Source organism: Achromobacter sp. FW305-C-13 (genome assembly GCF_058783475.1).
The window spans coordinates 1,059,694-1,074,297 of record NZ_JBYSYN010000001.1 but is presented as its reverse complement, the minus strand read 5'-3'; the positions used below and the strand labels follow the sequence as shown (position 1 = coordinate 1,074,297).

General features: G+C 66.7%; 14 protein-coding genes. 7 read left to right on the top strand and 7 right to left on the bottom strand.

All coding sequences use genetic code 11. The features are described from left to right. Positions 1 to 13: 13 nt before the first annotated feature. Genes AC3WMU_RS04800 through AC3WMU_RS04785 form a run of 4 tightly spaced genes read right to left on the bottom strand, consistent with a single transcriptional unit; the run spans position 14 to position 3,879 of the window. Positions 14 to 826, bottom strand: a complete 813-nt coding sequence (locus tag AC3WMU_RS04800) for a carbohydrate ABC transporter permease (RefSeq protein WP_088587253.1) — start codon at positions 824 to 826, stop codon at positions 14 to 16. After that, positions 819 to 1,709 carry a carbohydrate ABC transporter permease gene (locus tag AC3WMU_RS04795; RefSeq protein WP_006227504.1) on the bottom strand — a complete coding sequence of 297 codons (891 nt, stop codon included), beginning with the start codon at positions 1,707 to 1,709 and terminating at the stop codon, positions 819 to 821. Before AC3WMU_RS04795 ends, AC3WMU_RS04800 begins: the two co-directional genes overlap by 8 nt. Then, positions 1,706 to 2,794 carry an ABC transporter ATP-binding protein gene (locus AC3WMU_RS04790; RefSeq protein WP_492281927.1) on the bottom strand — a complete coding sequence of 363 codons (1,089 nt, stop codon included), beginning with the start codon at positions 2,792 to 2,794 and terminating at the stop codon, positions 1,706 to 1,708. The genes AC3WMU_RS04795 and AC3WMU_RS04790 overlap by 4 nt, the downstream gene beginning before the upstream one ends. After that, positions 2,794 to 3,879 (bottom strand): ABC transporter ATP-binding protein, encoded by a 1,086-nt coding sequence (locus AC3WMU_RS04785; RefSeq protein ID WP_492281926.1) that lies wholly within the window; start codon positions 3,877 to 3,879, stop codon positions 2,794 to 2,796. The genes AC3WMU_RS04790 and AC3WMU_RS04785 overlap by 1 nt, the downstream gene beginning before the upstream one ends. Before the next feature lie 211 nt (positions 3,880 to 4,090). On the opposite strand from AC3WMU_RS04785, the gene AC3WMU_RS04780 reads away from it, so the two are divergent. After that, a complete protein-coding gene (locus tag AC3WMU_RS04780) occupies positions 4,091 to 4,915 on the top strand; it encodes a DeoR/GlpR family DNA-binding transcription regulator (protein WP_492281925.1) in 825 nt (274 codons plus the stop codon). A 91-nt stretch (positions 4,916 to 5,006) separates the two neighbouring features. Next, positions 5,007 to 6,605 (top strand): glycerol-3-phosphate dehydrogenase/oxidase, encoded by a 1,599-nt coding sequence (locus AC3WMU_RS04775; RefSeq protein ID WP_492281924.1) that lies wholly within the window; start codon positions 5,007 to 5,009, stop codon positions 6,603 to 6,605. A gap of 15 nt (positions 6,606 to 6,620) precedes the next feature. On the opposite strand, the gene AC3WMU_RS04770 is transcribed toward AC3WMU_RS04775, so the two are convergent. The 3 genes from AC3WMU_RS04770 to curA form a co-directional block, all read right to left on the bottom strand. Then, positions 6,621 to 7,220 (bottom strand): HD-GYP domain-containing protein, encoded by a 600-nt coding sequence (locus tag AC3WMU_RS04770; protein ID WP_088587247.1) that lies wholly within the window; start codon positions 7,218 to 7,220, stop codon positions 6,621 to 6,623. A gap of 93 nt (positions 7,221 to 7,313) precedes the next feature. Beyond that, positions 7,314 to 7,994, bottom strand: coding sequence for a type 1 glutamine amidotransferase domain-containing protein (locus AC3WMU_RS04765; protein ID WP_280026090.1), 681 nt, complete (start codon positions 7,992 to 7,994; stop codon positions 7,314 to 7,316). 21 nt (positions 7,995 to 8,015) lie between these two features. Then, positions 8,016 to 9,053, bottom strand: coding sequence for an NADPH-dependent curcumin/dihydrocurcumin reductase (gene curA / locus AC3WMU_RS04760; protein ID WP_454677077.1), 1,038 nt, complete (start codon positions 9,051 to 9,053; stop codon positions 8,016 to 8,018). A 229-nt stretch (positions 9,054 to 9,282) separates the two neighbouring features. Here curA and AC3WMU_RS04755 point away from each other — a divergent pair, with 229 nt between their 5' ends. The 5 genes from AC3WMU_RS04755 to AC3WMU_RS04735 are packed head-to-tail and all read left to right on the top strand — an operon-like array spanning position 9,283 to position 14,556. Then, entirely contained in the window at positions 9,283 to 9,924 is a 642-nt protein-coding gene (locus AC3WMU_RS04755; protein ID WP_454677078.1) for a TetR/AcrR family transcriptional regulator, read from the top strand. A gap of 11 nt (positions 9,925 to 9,935) precedes the next feature. Beyond that, positions 9,936 to 10,904: an HlyD family secretion protein gene (locus tag AC3WMU_RS04750; RefSeq protein ID WP_454677079.1), complete on the top strand. Its 969-nt coding sequence runs from the start codon at positions 9,936 to 9,938 to the stop codon at positions 10,902 to 10,904. Continuing rightward, a complete protein-coding gene (locus tag AC3WMU_RS04745) occupies positions 10,901 to 11,863 on the top strand; it encodes an ABC transporter ATP-binding protein (protein WP_454677080.1) in 963 nt (320 codons plus the stop codon). The genes AC3WMU_RS04750 and AC3WMU_RS04745 overlap by 4 nt, the downstream gene beginning before the upstream one ends. Then, on the top strand, positions 11,860 to 13,005 hold the full coding sequence (locus tag AC3WMU_RS04740) for an ABC transporter permease (RefSeq protein ID WP_006227515.1): 1,146 nt from the start codon (positions 11,860 to 11,862) through the stop codon (positions 13,003 to 13,005). The genes AC3WMU_RS04745 and AC3WMU_RS04740 overlap by 4 nt, the downstream gene beginning before the upstream one ends. 6 nt (positions 13,006 to 13,011) lie before the next feature. Further along, entirely contained in the window at positions 13,012 to 14,556 is a 1,545-nt protein-coding gene (locus tag AC3WMU_RS04735; RefSeq protein ID WP_427939276.1) for an efflux transporter outer membrane subunit, read from the top strand. The last annotated feature ends 48 nt before the right edge of the window (positions 14,557 to 14,604 follow it).

Below are 14,604 nucleotides of genomic sequence, written 5' to 3'. Positions count from 1 at the left end.
CGCGCCCCTCCCCCTAGACCCGGCCCATCGCGAAGCCCTTCGCGATGTAGTGGCGCACGAACCAGATGACGATGCCGCCGGGCACGATGGTCAGCACGCCCGCGGCCGCCAGCACGCCCCAGTCCATGCCGGAGGCCGACACGGTGCGGGTCATGGTGGCCACGATGGGCTTGGCGTTGACGGACGTGAGCGTGCGCGCCAGCAGCAGTTCCACCCAGCTGAACATGAAGCAGAAGAACGCCGCCACGCCCACACCCGACTTGATCAGCGGCAGGAAGATCGTCAGGAAGAACCGCGGGAACGAATAGCCATCGACATAGGCGGTTTCATCGATTTCGCGCGGCACGCCGGACATGAAGCCTTCCAGGATCCACACGGCCAGCGGCACGTTGAAGACCAGGTGCGCCAGCGCCACGGCCAGATGCGTGTCCATCAGCCCGAACGAGCTGTACAGCTGGAAGAACGGCAGCAGGAACACAGCCGGCGGCGTCATGCGATTAGTCAGCAGCCAGAAGAACACGTGCTTGTCGCCGATGAAGCGGTAGCGCGAAAATGCATAGGCCGCCGGCAGCGCCACCGCCAGCGAGATCACGGTGTTGATGACCACATAGATCAGCGAATTGATGTAGCCCGAATACCAGGCCGGGTCCGTGAAGATGGTGCGGTAATGCTCGAAGGTGAAGTCGCGCGGCCACAGCGTCAGGGTGCTGACGATCTCGGTGTTCGTCTTGAACGACATGTTCAGCATCCAGTACAGCGGCAGGATGGCAAACACCAGGTACAGGATCAGGAAGGCGGAGCGCCACCAGGTGGAGTTGTCACGCATTGGCACGCTCCTCGTCGACGCCGCCCGTGGTGCCCGCGCGCTGCATCCAGTTGTAGAGGATGAAGCACAGCAGCAGGATGATCAGGAAGTAGATGATCGAAAACGCCGCGGCCGGGCCCAGGTCGAACTGGCCCACGGCCTTCTGCGTGAGGTATTGCGACAGGAACGTGGTGGCGTTGCCCGGCCCGCCGCCCGTCAGCACGAAGGGCTCGGTATAGATCATGAAGCTGTCCATGAAGCGCAGCAGCACCGCGATCATCAATACGCCGCGCATCTTGGGCAGCTGGATGTAGCGGAACACCGCGAGGCGCGACGCGCCGTCGATGCGGGCGGCCTGATAGTAGGCGTCGGGGATGGCGCGCAGGCCCGCATAGCACAGCAGCGCGACCAGCGGCGTCCAGTGCCAGACGTCCATCACCAGCACGGTCACCCACGCATCGACGTCGTTGCCGGTGTAGTTGTAGTCCACGCCCAGCCATGACAAGGTGGCGCCAAGCAAGCCGATGTCGGTACGTCCGAATACCTGCCAGATGGTGCCCACGACGTTCCAGGGGATCAGCAGCGACAGCGCGATGATGACCAGCACGGCGGACGCGCGCCACCCGCTGGCGGGCATCGACAGCGCCAGCAGGATGCCCAGCGGGATCTCGATGGCCAGCACCGCCAGCGAAAAGCCGATCTGCCGGAACAAGGCCCCGTGCAGTTCTTCGTCCTGCAGCACGGCGGCAAACCATTCCGTGCCGACGAAGACGCGGCGTTCGGGCGAGATGATGTCCTGCACCGAATAGTTGACGATGGTCATCAGCGGCAGGATGGCCGAAAACGCCACGCACAGCACCACGGGCAGGACCAGGAACCAGGCCCGGTGATCGATGGGTTTCATGGGATCAGCACCTCGTCGCGATAGAAGCAGGTGTGCGGGTTCAACATCGACAACCAGACCGTGCCGCCGGCGGCGGCGGGCACGACGTTGCTGCCCAGCCGCGCGCGCACGGGCGTGCCTTCAAAATCGGCCACCAGCAAGGTATAGGTGCCGACGTCCTGCACGCGGTCCACACGCACGGGCACGGCGCCTGCCGCGCCGGCTTCGGTCACGCGCAGGTATTCGGGGCGCACGCCCAGCTTGACGGGGCCGGCCCCAGCCAGTCTGGCCCCCAGGGCCTCGGGCGCGCCGCCAACTTGGCTTTGCCCGACCCACAGCGCGCCGTCGCGCCATTGCGCGGGCAGGAAGTTCATGCCCGGCGAACCGATGAAGTGGCCCACGAAGGTGTGGGCGGGCCTTTCGAAGAGGTCGTCCGCGGTGCCCACCTGCACCGCGCGGCCCCGCGCCATCACCATGACCTGGTCCGCGAAGGTCAGCGCCTCGGTCTGGTCGTGGGTCACGTAGATCAGCGTCAGTTTGAATTCGTGGTGGATTTCCTTGAGTTTGCGCCGCAGCTCCCATTTCAGTTGCGGGTCGATGACGGTCAGCGGTTCGTCGAACAGGATGGCCGACACGTCGCTGCGCACGAGGCCGCGCCCCAGCGAGATCTTCTGCTTGGCGTCGGCGGTCAGGCCGCTGGCGCGGCGGTCCAGCACTGCGGACATCTCCAGCATTTCGGCGATGCGGCCCACCCGCTCGCGAATGCGGTCCGGCGCAATGCCGCGGTTGCGCAACGGGAATGCCAGGTTTTCGGCCACCGTCATGGTGTCGTACACGACCGGAAACTGGAACACCTGGGCGATATTGCGCGCCTGCGGCGTCTTGGCGGTGACGTCCTGCCCATCGAACAGGATGCGGCCATGCGACGGGCGCAGCAGGCCCGACACGCAATTGAGCAGCGTGGTCTTGCCGCAACCTGACGGGCCCAGCAAGGCATAGGCGCCGCCATCGCGGAAGGTGAACTTCAGCGGCAGCAGCGCGTAGTCCTCGTCGGTCTCGGGATCGGCGACGTAGGAATGCGAGAGGTCCAGCTCGATCTGGGCCATCAGGCAACCTCCCCCGCGCCGACAGGCTGGCGCGGCGCGGCCAGCAGCGCCCCATCAGCGCCGAAGGCATAGGTCTGGGCCGGATCGAAATAGAGCTCGACGCGCTGGGCCAGCGTGTACCGGTGCACGCCCGGCAACTGCGCGACGACGTTGCCCGCGGCCGTTTCGGCATGGACGAAGGTGTCCGAACCGGATATCTCGGCAAGCTTCACCACGCCCGGCAGGCCGATGTGGCCCGGACGCGGCTCAACATCCAGGGCGCCGGCACGCAGGCCCGCGGTCAGGTCGGCGCCCGCCTCGGGCGGCAGGCGGCGCTCGACCGCCATCTGGCCTTGCAAGACGAAACCCGTGTCCGTGCGGCGCGCGGCGAAAAGGTTCATGGGCGGGTCGCTGAAAGCGCGCGCCACGCGGATGGAATTGGGCCGGTGAAACACCTCGGCGGTGGGCCCGTATTGCAGCAATTCGCCCGCATCCAGCACCGCGGTGTGGCCGCCAAGCAACAGGGCTTCCCCGGGTTCGGTCGTGGCGTAGACGACCGTGGACCGCCCTTCAGCGAACAATTCCGACAGTTCGTCGCGCAATTCCTCGCGCAGCTTGTAGTCGAGGTTGACCAGCGGTTCGTCCAGCAGGATCAGCGGCGCGTCCTTGACCAGGGCGCGGGCCAGCGCCACGCGCTGCTGCTGCCCACCGGACAGTTCCGAGGGGTAGCGCTCAAGCAGATGATCGATATGCAGGCGCGCCGCCATGGCGCGGACCTTTTCGCGAATGTCCCGTTCGCCGCGCAGCTTCAGCGGCGACGCGATGTTCTCGAAGACCGACATCGACGGGTAATTGATGAACTGCTGATAGACCATGGCCACGTTGCGCTGGCGCACGGGCACGCCGGTCACGTCCGCGCCGTCGACCAGCACGCGGCCTTCGGTGGGCCGGTCCAGCCCGGCCATGATGCGCATCAGGGAGGTCTTGCCGGCCAGGGTCACCCCCAGCAGCACCGTCATGGCGCCCGGAACCGGGGCCAGGCTCATGGGAGTCAGGTGCGTCTGCGAGCCGGCTCGCAAACCAATCCTGTCCAGGGTCAGCTGCATCTAGTCTCCTCAACCTACTTATACGTCCCCATTTTTCACACGGACTTCGGTATTCGGTACAGCGAGCCAGCCTGCGCGCGAACGCACGCAACAGGATGAGCATACTCTTTCAGATGGCTTTCGTTTTTTGTGCGTTTTACTCAAGAAGCGAACAAAAAACAATCTTGCAGTGCGGCATTATTTTTCGCTTTTGTTGTTTTATCATTCGTGTATGACACTCAATCCACGACAGAGCGCTTTGATCGAAATGGTGCGAGCCCAGGGCTCGGCATCGATCGAAGAGCTTGCCAAACGCTTTGACGTCACCCTGCAGACCGTGCGGCGCGACGTGAACATCCTTTCCGAAGCCGGCCTGCTGTCGCGCTTTCACGGCGGCGTGCGCATCGAAGCCTCGACCATCGAGAACATCGCCTACCGCAAGCGCCAGGGCCTGCACGCGGCCGGCAAGCAGCGCATCGCCGAGGCCGTGGCCCGCGCCGTGCCCGACGGCTGTTCGCTGATCCTGAACATCGGTACCACCACCGAGGCCATCGCGCGCGCGCTGCTGCGCCACCGCGGCCTGCGCGTCATCACGAACAACCTGCATGTGGCCGACATCCTGTCCGACAACCCGGACTGCGAAGTCATCGTGGCCGGCGGCGTGGTGCGTTCGCGCGACCGCGGCATCGTCGGTGAAGCCACGATGGACTTCATCCGCCAGTTCAAGGTGGATATCGGGCTGATCGGCATTTCGGGCATCGAAGCCGACGGCACGCTGCGCGACTACGACTTCCGCGAAGTGCGCGTGGCCCGGACCATCATCGAGCAATCGCGCGAGGTCTGGCTGGCCGCCGACAGCAGCAAGTTCAAACGCCAGGCCATGGTGGAACTGGCGCACATTTCGCAGATCGACCGCTTCTTCACCGACGCGCATCCGCAAGAACCGCTGGCGCAAGTGCTGCTGGATTCCGGCGTGCGCTGCGATGTGGCGGCGGCCCCAAGCGCGGCCAGCGCGGCCGGCGCATCCTCCACGAATACCTCGGCATCCAACGCTTGAACCGGCGCGCCGGATCCGGGCCCCCTGCCCGCCCCCGGCTGCCCGCACACGATAACCACGCTTTTACCTGGCGGCCCCGCCGCAACGACTTATGAACCAACCGCTCGCCAACGTCACCCCGCCCGACCGCAACCGCCTGTTGTCCACGCTGGACAACACGCCTTCCTGGGACGTCATCGTCATCGGCGGCGGCGCGACGGGCCTGGGCACCGCGGTCGATGCCGCCTCGCGCGGCTACCGCACGCTGCTGATCGAGGGCGCCGACTTCGCCAAGGGCACGTCCAGCAAGGCCACCAAGCTGGTGCACGGCGGCGTGCGCTACCTGGCCCAGGGCAACGTCAGCCTGGTGCGCGAAGCGCTGCATGAACGCGGCCTGCTCAACCGCAACGCGCCGCATCTGGTGTGGCCGCTGGGCTTTGTGGTGCCCGCCTACAACTGGATGGACCAGCCCTTCTACGGCATCGGCCTGAAGATGTACGACATGCTGGCCGGCAAGCTGAACCTGGCGCCCAGCCGCTGGCTGTCGCGCCGCGACACGCTGGCCAACGCCCCCACGCTGGCCGAAAACGTCAACGGCCGCGGCCTGAAAGGCGGCGTGCTGTATTACGACGGTCAGTTCGACGACGCGCGCCTGGCCATGAGCCTGATGCGCACGCTGTTCGACCTGGGCGGCACGGCCGTGAACTACGTGCGCGCCACGGGTTTGACCACAACCAACGGCCGCGTGGACGGCGTGACGGCGCAGGACGTCATCGGCGGCGCCAGCTTCTCGCTGCGCGCCCGCTGCGTGATCAACGCCACCGGCGTCTGGGTGGATGCCGTGCGCCGCATGGAAGACAAGAACGCGCCGACGATGGTCGCGCCCAGCCAGGGCGTGCATCTGACCTTGCCGCGCGACTTCCTGCCGGGCAACCGCGCCATCCTGATTCCCAAGACCGACGACGGCCGCGTGCTGTTCGTGGTGCCGTGGAACGGCCACACCATCGTTGGCACGACCGACACGCCGCGTGACGACTTGCCGCTGGACCCCGAAGCCGGCGCCCAAGACGTGGACTTCATCCTGGGCACGGCCGCGCGCTACCTGAGCCGCAAGCCTACGCGTGACGACGTCACCAGCGTCTGGGCCGGCCTGCGTCCGCTCGTCAAGGCCACGGGTGAGGCGTCGACCAAGCAGCTGTCGCGCGAGCACACCATCCTGGTGTCCAACGCCGGGCTGGTGACGGTGACGGGCGGCAAGTGGACGACATACCGCCGCATGGCGCAGGACGTGGTGGACACCGCGATCCAGCACCAGTTGCTGACGCAAGCCAGCTGCCGCACCGAATCGCTGCCGTTGCATGGCGCTTCGGGCCTGGCGCCGTCGCAGGAACACGCCGGCACGCCGGACAGCTACTACGGCAGCGACCTGGCCACCTTGAAGGCCCTGCCGGGCGCGGACCGCATGCTGGTCAACGCCAGCGGCCTGTCCGAAGCGCATGTGCGTTTTGCCGCGCGTTTCGAATTGGCGCGCAGCGCCGAAGACGTGCTGGCCCGCCGCAACCGCGCACTGTTCCTGGATAGCGAAGCGGCGATGCTGGCCGCCCCCGAAGTGGCGCGCATCCTTGCCGAAGAACTGGGCCACGACACCGCCTGGCAGCAACGCACGCTGCAGAACCTGGCCGTGGTCGCGGCCAACTACCGCCTGAAATAAGGCCGGCGCGTGCCGTTACGGCACGCGCAACGGGCTTTTCAATATCATCGCTTCGAAGAGCCGCAGCAGGTCCGGATCGCACTTGGATCCGGACTCGCGATTCAGGATGCGCATGATCTCGGCGTGCGAACGCGCCGGGTGGTAGGGCCGCGTGTCGCCCAGCGCATCGTAGGAATCCGCCAGCGAAATGATGCGCGAATGCAGCGGGATATCGTGCCCTGACAGCCCTGCCGGGTAGCCGGAACCGTCGAAGTGTTCGTGGTGGTGGCGCACCGCGTGCGCGATCAGGTCGCGCTGCGGCATCGCGCTTTTCATGATGATGTCGGCGCCGGTGGCCGCATGCGACTTCATGATTTCCCAATCGTCCGCTTCCAGGCGCTTGGGTGAAAACAGCACGCGGTCGGGCGTGCCAATCTTGCCTACATCATGCAGCCTTGCAGCGACGGCCACTGCGGCTTGCTCGGGCTCTGGCAGACCGCAGGCCTGGGCCAGCGCCACGCTCAGCGCGACCACCCGGTCGCAATGGCGGCCAGTGGCCGGGTCACGCGCCTGCATGGCGGCAAACAGCGCGGCCTCACAGGAACCATCGGGGTATTCGGGTACGTCTGGGGGCATCAGGAAGATGCGCGGCGTTGCAACGGAACGCGCGCAGTGTGTCAGAAAGTAGCAATTCTGACACACTGCGCAGCAATCCTGACCAAACAGATTTCAGTTCTTCAACCGTTCCAGCAAGGCTTGCGCCACGCCGACTGACGATGCCGGGTTCTGCCCGGTGACCAGCAAGCCGTCGCTGACCACATGCGGCTGCCAGTCCGGCCCGCTGCTGTACAAGCCGCCCAGCCGGGTCAATTCGTCTTCAACCAGGAACGGCACGACGTCGGTCAGTTGCACGGCCGCCTCTTCCGCGTTGGAAAAGCCGGTGACCTGACGCCCCTGCACCAGCGGCTTGCCGTCGGCGGTCTTGGCATGGCGTAGCACGCCGGGCGCATGGCACACGGCCGAGACCGGCTTGCCGGCGGCCAGCATGGTTTCGATTAATCCGACGGACTTGGTGTCTTCCGCCAGGTCCCATAGCGGGCCGTGGCCGCCGGGATAGAACACCGCGTCATAGTCGGCCGCCTGCACGTCGGCCAGCCGGCGGGTGGACGCCAGCACCCGCTGTGCCTCGGCATCCTGGCGGAAGCGTCGGGTGGCGTCGGTCTGGGCGTCCGGGTCATCGCTTTTGGGGTCCAGCGGCGGCTGGCCGCCCTTGGGCGACGCCAGCGTCACCGTGGCGCCCGCATCCACGAACGCGTAGTACGGCGCGGCAAACTCTTCCAGCCAGAAGCCCGTCTTGCGGCCGGTATTGCCCAATGTGTCATGGGATGTCAGCACGATCAGGATTTTCATGTTGCGCTCCGTTGTGTGGCGCTATTCGTCCGGGCCGACGCGCACAATGCGCTTGCCGGCGTTTTCGCCCTTCAGCAGCCCCATCAGGCCGCGCGGCGCATTCTCCAGCCCGTCGACCACGTCCTCGCGATACTTGATACGGCCTTGCGCGATCAGGCCTTCCATCGCCTCGCGGAATTCGCCGTAGCGGTGCGCGTATTCGTTGAAGATGATGAAGCCCTGGAACTTCAGCCGCTTGGTCAGGATGGTGCGCATCAACAGCGCCAGGCGGTCCGGGCCTTCAGGCTGGCTGGTGGCGTTGTAGGCCGAGATCAGCCCGCAGACCGGCACGCGGGCGCGCGGGTTCAACAGCGGCAGGACGGCGTCAAACACCGCGCCGCCGACGTTTTCGAAATAGACGTCGATGCCCTGGGGCACGGCACGCGCCAGCCGGCCGGGCAGATCCGGCAATTTGTGGTCCACGCAGTCGTCAAAGCCCAATTCGTCAATCACATAGCGGCACTTGTCCGCACCGCCCGCGATACCCACGACCTTGCAGCCGTGGATCTTGGCGATCTGCCCCACCACCGCGCCCACCGCGCCGCTGGCCGCGGCCACCACCACGGTTTCGCCGGCCTGGGGCTGGCCGATGTCCAGCAGGCCCATGTAGCCCGTGAAACCGGGCATGCCCAGCACGCCCAGCGAATACGAGGGATGCTGCGGGTTGGCGCCCAGGCGCAGCAGGCCCGTGCCGTCGGATACCGCAAAATCCTGCCAGCCGGATTGGGCCAACACCCATTCGCCTGGCTTGAAGTCAGGATGGTTGGACGCCTGCACGCGTGTCACCGTGCCACCCACCATAGGCTGGCCGACCTGGACAGGTTCGGCATAGGACGGCGCATCGCTCATGCGGCCGCGCATATAGGGATCCAGCGAGAGATATACGGTGCGCAGTAGCACCTGGCCGGGCCCGGGTTGCGGGACGTCCCCGGTTTCCAGACGGAAATCGCTGTCTGTGGGTTCGCCGTGCGGGCGCGCGGCAAGCACGATACGGCGGTTGATCGACGATGATTGCGGCATGAAGTCCAGCCTCCTACAGGAAGCCGCCCGGGCCTTGCGGGCAACACCCGGGTGGCAAGTTGGGGAACCGGTCCATTACACCATCGTTGTCCATCGACTCGCGCGGTAACCCTGTCATCGTTCCCCCTTTTAATTAATTAAGTATTTAATTAAAATCTGCGCCATGTGTCCCGTACCACCTCCCGCCCCCCGCCGCCCCGGACGTCCCGCGCGCCCGGACAACGCCGCCATGCGCGCCAGGCTGCTGGAAATCGCTACCGGCCTGTTCGCCTTGCAAGGGGTCGCCGCGACCACCATCGCCCATATCGCTCAACGCGCCGCCGTAACGCCGGCGATGGTGCATTACTACTTCAAAAGCCGCGACCAATTGATCGACGCGGTCGTGCAAGAGCGCGTGCTGCCCGTCATCGGATATGTCTGGGCGCCGGTGCCGGTGGCCCTGGATGCCAGCCAGGATCCGGCCGCTGCGGCGCGCGGCTTCCTGGCAGAGATCGTGAAGCGCATCGTGCAGAGCGCCACGCAGCAGCCGTGGTTGCCATCGCTCTGGATGCATGAAGTCGTCAACGAAGGCGGCCAACTGCGTGAACGCGTGCTGCCGCATCTGCCCTCCGACCGATTGCAGGCGTTCGCCGGCATGATCGGGCAAGCCCAGCGCCAGGGCGCCATTACGCCGGGCGTGGAGCCCCGTTTGGTGTTCCTGTCCATCCTGGGCCTGACCCTGCTGCCACTGGCCACGTCCAATCTGTGGCGCCGCATCTGGCAGGGCGACGCGCAAGCGCAGGCCATCGATACCGACGCGATCGCGGCGCACGCCATCGCCATGCTGACGGGCGGGCTGTTCTCGCCGCCCGCCCCGCCCCCTGCCCTCTAAGGATGCCGACCATGCGCACCCGTCCCGCCCTGCTTCGTTCCCTGCCGGCCTTGCCGGTGCTGGCCTTGCTGTTAGCCGGTTGCGGAAATGATCACGCCCCCTTCTACCAAGGCTATGTCGAGGGCGACTATGTCTATGTGGCCTCGTCCGAAGCGGGGCGTCTGGATGCGTTGCCGGTCAAGCGCGGGCAGCAGGTGACGGTCGATGCGCCGTTGTTCACCCTTGAGGCCACGCGCGAGCGCGCCGCCCGCGACCAGGCCAGCGCGCAATTGGCCGCGGCGACGGCGCAGATGGAAGACATCGCCACCGGCAAGCGCCCGCCTGAAGTCGACGTCAGCCGCGCCCAACTGGCCCAGGCCGAGGCCGCCAGCCGCCGGTCTGCCGCGCAACTGCAGCGCGATACCGCGCAGTTCCGCGTCGGCGGCATTGCGCGGGCGCAGTTGGACGACAGCCACGAACAGGCGCAGTCGGACGCCGCCCGCGTGCGCGAGCTGCGCGCGCAGCTGGAAGTCGCCGCCCTGCCCGGGCGCGACGACCAGCGGCGTGCGCAAGCCGCCCAGGTGGACGCGGCCCGCGCGACGCTCGCGCAAGCCGAATGGACGCTGGCGCAAAAGCAGCTGGGCGCCCCGGCCGCAGGTCAGGTGTTTGACACGATGTACCGTGTGGGCGAATGGGTACCCGCGGGCAGCCCCGTCGTCAGCCTGCTGCCGCCCGGCAATATCAAGGTGCGCTTCTTCGTGCCGGAAACGGTGGTGGGGTCGCTGAAGGTCGGCCAGCAGGCCACCCTGCGCTGCGACGGCTGCGGCGATCCGATACCCGTGCATATCGACTACGTGTCGAACCAGGCTGAATACACGCCACCGGTCATCTACAGCCGCGAAAGCCGCAGCAAGCTGGTCTACATGGTTGAAGCCCGGCCCACGCCGGACGCGGCGACGCGCCTGCATCCCGGCCAACCCGTCGAGGCCACCCTGCAATGAGCGCGCCGGACGACACCGCGCCGGACGCCGGCACCGCCGTTATCGACGTGCACGGGCTGAACAAGCACTTCGGCGATAAGCACGTGGTCAACGATGTGTCGCTGCGGGTGCGCGAAGGCGAGATCTTCGGTTTCCTCGGCCCTAACGGCAGCGGCAAGACCACCAGCATCCGGCTGATGTGCGGCCTGTTGACGCCGGACTCGGGCAGCGGCACCTGCCTGGGCTACGACATCCTGCGTGAAAGCGCCGAGATCAAGCGGCACGTGGGCTACATGACGCAGAAGTTCTCATATTGGGACGATCTGACGATCCGCGAGAACCTGGATTTCGTGGCGCGGATGTACGGCATGTCGAACCGCAAGGAGACCGTGGACCGCGCGCTGGAGGAACTGGGTCTGCACAGCCGCGCCAGCCAACTGACGGGCTCGCTCTCGGGCGGATGGAAGCAGCGCCTGGCGCTGGCCGCCTGCCTGCTGCACGAGCCCCGCCTGCTGCTGCTGGACGAACCGACCGCCGGCGTGGACCCAACGGCACGGCGCGATTTCTGGGAACAGCTGCACGAACTGGCCGCGCGCGGCATCTCGGTGCTGGTCAGCACGCATTACATGGACGAAGCCGAACGCTGCCACAAGCTGGCCTACATCTCTTATGGCAGGTTGCTGACCCAAGGCACGGCCGAAGAAGTAATCGCCGAACAACACCTGACCACCTGGGCCATCCACGGCCATAACCTGGTGCCGCTGGGGCAACGGCTGCGCGGCGCGCCGGGCGTGGACCAGACGGTGGCCTTCGGGTCGGCACTGCATGTCAGCGGCCAGGACGCGGCGCTGCTGGAGCGCACGCTGCGCGGCGCCATCGACGGCCAGGACCTGCGGCTTGAACGCATCGACACCAGCCTGGAAGACGTCTTCATCTATCTGATGAACCGGTCCACCGACAACTTCGCGAGCCCGTCATGATGCGCCATCTGCAAGGCTTTTCGTGGGCCCGCTGGTGGAGCATGGTGCTGAAGGAATTCCTGCAGCTGCGCCGTGACCGCATCACCTTCGGCATGATCGTCGGCCTGCCCATCATGCAGCTGGCGCTGTTCGGCTACGCCATCAACACCGATCCCAAGCAGATGCCCACGGCCGTCATCACGGCCGACCACAGCCCGTTTACCCGCAGCTTCATCGCGGCAATGAAGTCGTCTGACTACTTCCACATCACCGAAGAACTGGACAACGAGGAAGCCGGGCGCGCCGCGCTGGCCCAGGGCCGCGTGCTGTTCGTGGTGACGATACCGCCGGACTTCTCGCGCCGGCTGCTGCGCGGCGAACGCCCCGCCCTGCTGATCGAGGCCGACGCCACGGATCCCATGGCGACCGGCATGGCGATTGGCGCCGCCACCCAACTGACCCAAGCCGTGGCGCAGAAGGACCTGACCGGGCCGCTGGCCGGCCTGGCAGGCGGGCAACCGGCGTTCGACGTGCGCGTGCACCAGCTCTACAACGAAGAGCAGATCTCGCAATACAACACGGTGCCGGGGCTGATGGGCGTGATCCTGACGATGACGCTGGTGATGATGACCGGGCTAGCCATGACGCGCGAGCGCGAGCGCGGCACGATGGAGAATCTGCTGTCGATGCCCGTGCGGCCGATCGAGGTGATGACGGGCAAGATCGTGCCCTACATCGCCATCGGGCTGATCCAGGCCACCATCATCCTGCTGGCGGCGCACTTCGTCTTCCATGTGCCGATTCTGGGCAGCCTGCTGTCGGTCTACCTGGCAGCGTTGCTGTTCGTCGCCGCCAACCTGACAGTGGGCATCACGCTGTCGTCGCTGGCGCAGAACCAGTTGCAGGCCATGCAGCTGACCATGTTCTATTTCCTGCCCAACATGCTGCTGTCGGGCTTCATGTTCCCGTTCCAGGGCATGCCCATGTGGGCGCAGTACCTGGGCAACCTGCTGCCGCTGACGCACTTCAACCGGCTGATTCGCGGCATCCTGCTCAAAGGCAACGGCTGGTGGGACCTGTGGCCCAGCATCTGGCCGTTGATGCTGTTCACCGTGGTCGTCATGACCGCCGCCGTGAAGTTCTATCGCCGAACCCTGGATTGACGCGCCATGCCTCGCTTAGCCCGCCCGCCCTTCGCTTCCCGTCCGCTGCCGCGCCGCCGCGCGGCGCTGGCCGTCCTGAGCCTGCTTGCGCTGGTCTCGGGCTGCGCGGTCGGGCCCGACTTCGCCACGCCCGCGGCCCCCGATGTCGCCTCCTATACGGCGCCGCAAGAGGCCCCGTCCGCTTCCGGCGGGCAGCAGTTGCAGGCGGGCGTCGACATTCCCGCGCAATGGTGGCAACTGTTCCATTCCGACGCGCTGGACCAGTTGGTGCGTCAGGCGCTGGACGCCAACCCGACGCTGGAACAGGCGCGGGCCAGCCTGCGCCAGGCCACTGAAGACCTGAACGCCGAAACCGGCGGCCGCCTGCTGCCCGCCGTCGACGGCAATCTGTCGGCCGCGCGCAAGAAGGTGGACCCGTCCGCCTATGGCGTGCCCGTCTCCGAACTGCCGCCGCCGTTCACGCTGTACAACGCCTCGATCGACGTGTCCTACACGCTGGACGTGTTCGGCGCCAACCGCCGGGCGCTGGAAGGCATGGCCGCCCAGGTGGATTATCAGGCGCACGAACTGCAGGCGGCGCGCATGTCGCTGGCCGCGAACGTGGTGACGGCCGCCATCCGGCAAGCCGACTTGTCCGAACGGATGGCCGCGACCCGCGAACTGCTGGCCGCGCAAGTGCGGCAGCAGGACATCATGCGACAGCGCCTGGCCGCGGGCGGCATCGCGCAGGCCGACCTGAGCAACCAGGAACTGCTGGTGGCCCAGACCCGTTCCACCCTGCCGCCGCTGGACAAGCAACTGGCACAGGTCACGCACCAGCTGGCGGTTTACCTGGGCCAGCCGCCGGCCGCACTGCGCGTAGCACCGCTACGCCTGGCCGACCTGACTTTGCCCGCAAGCATCCCCACCGGCGTGCCGTCCGCGCTGACGCGACAGCGGCCCGACATCCTGGCCGCCGAAGCGCTGTGGCACAAAGCGTCGGCCGATGTGGGCGTGGCCACCGCCAACCAGTATCCGCAGTTCACGCTGACCGCCAGCTTCGGGTCGCAACGTACGCGCGTGGGCGATCTGTCCGATGGCGTGAACGTGTGGAACCTGGGCCTGGGCCTGGTGCAACCGCTGTTCCATGGCGGTGAACTGAGCGCGCGCAAACGGTCGGCGGAAGCCGCCTACGATGCCGCGGCCGCTGCGTACCGGCAAACGGTGCTGGACGGTTTCCGGCAAGTGGCCGACGCCTTGCGCGCCGTGCAGACGGACGGTGAGGCCTACCAGGCCTATGACGACGCCTGGCGCCGCGCGACCGAGGCCGAGCGCATCGCGCAAGGCCGCTACCAGGCCGGCGGCATCAGCCATCTGAGCCTGCTGGACAGTCAGCGCCAACTATTGCAGACGCGCATTGCGCGCACGGAAGCCGATGCCGCGCGCTATGCGGATACCGCGGCGCTGCTGCAGGCGCTGGGCGGAGGCTGGTGGAACGAACCCGCCGCGGAGCTAAGCGCCGAGACAGAACCCGCTGCAAACCCGCACCGACTTCCGCGGCAGGAACGTTAAGGCGTTGGTCAGCCTGCGGCCTTCGCGCACCATAGTGGCGCACGCATC

Bases quoted from the DNA above. Each gene is read 5' to 3' on its own strand.
- AC3WMU_RS04800 (WP_088587253.1), bottom strand. From the start codon at position 826: ATGCGTGACAACTCCACCTGGTGGCGCTCCGCCTTCCTGATCCTGTAC.
- AC3WMU_RS04795 (WP_006227504.1), bottom strand. From the start codon at position 1,709: ATGAAACCCATCGATCACCGGGCCTGGTTCCTGGTCCTGCCCGTGGTG.
- AC3WMU_RS04790 (WP_492281927.1), bottom strand. From the start codon at position 2,794: ATGGCCCAGATCGAGCTGGACCTCTCGCATTCCTACGTCGCCGATCCC.
- AC3WMU_RS04785 (WP_492281926.1), bottom strand. From the start codon at position 3,879: ATGCAGCTGACCCTGGACAGGATTGGTTTGCGAGCCGGCTCGCAGACG.
- AC3WMU_RS04780 (WP_492281925.1), top strand. From the start codon at position 4,091: ATGACACTCAATCCACGACAGAGCGCTTTGATCGAAATGGTGCGAGCC.
- AC3WMU_RS04775 (WP_492281924.1), top strand. From the start codon at position 5,007: ATGAACCAACCGCTCGCCAACGTCACCCCGCCCGACCGCAACCGCCTG.
- AC3WMU_RS04770 (WP_088587247.1), bottom strand. From the start codon at position 7,220: ATGCCCCCAGACGTACCCGAATACCCCGATGGTTCCTGTGAGGCCGCG.
- AC3WMU_RS04765 (WP_280026090.1), bottom strand. From the start codon at position 7,994: ATGAAAATCCTGATCGTGCTGACATCCCATGACACATTGGGCAATACC.
- curA (WP_454677077.1), bottom strand. From the start codon at position 9,053: ATGCCGCAATCATCGTCGATCAACCGCCGTATCGTGCTTGCCGCGCGC.
- AC3WMU_RS04755 (WP_454677078.1), top strand. From the start codon at position 9,283: ATGCGCGCCAGGCTGCTGGAAATCGCTACCGGCCTGTTCGCCTTGCAA.
- AC3WMU_RS04750 (WP_454677079.1), top strand. From the start codon at position 9,936: ATGCGCACCCGTCCCGCCCTGCTTCGTTCCCTGCCGGCCTTGCCGGTG.
- AC3WMU_RS04745 (WP_454677080.1), top strand. From the start codon at position 10,901: ATGAGCGCGCCGGACGACACCGCGCCGGACGCCGGCACCGCCGTTATC.
- AC3WMU_RS04740 (WP_006227515.1), top strand. From the start codon at position 11,860: ATGATGCGCCATCTGCAAGGCTTTTCGTGGGCCCGCTGGTGGAGCATG.
- AC3WMU_RS04735 (WP_427939276.1), top strand. From the start codon at position 13,012: ATGCCTCGCTTAGCCCGCCCGCCCTTCGCTTCCCGTCCGCTGCCGCGC.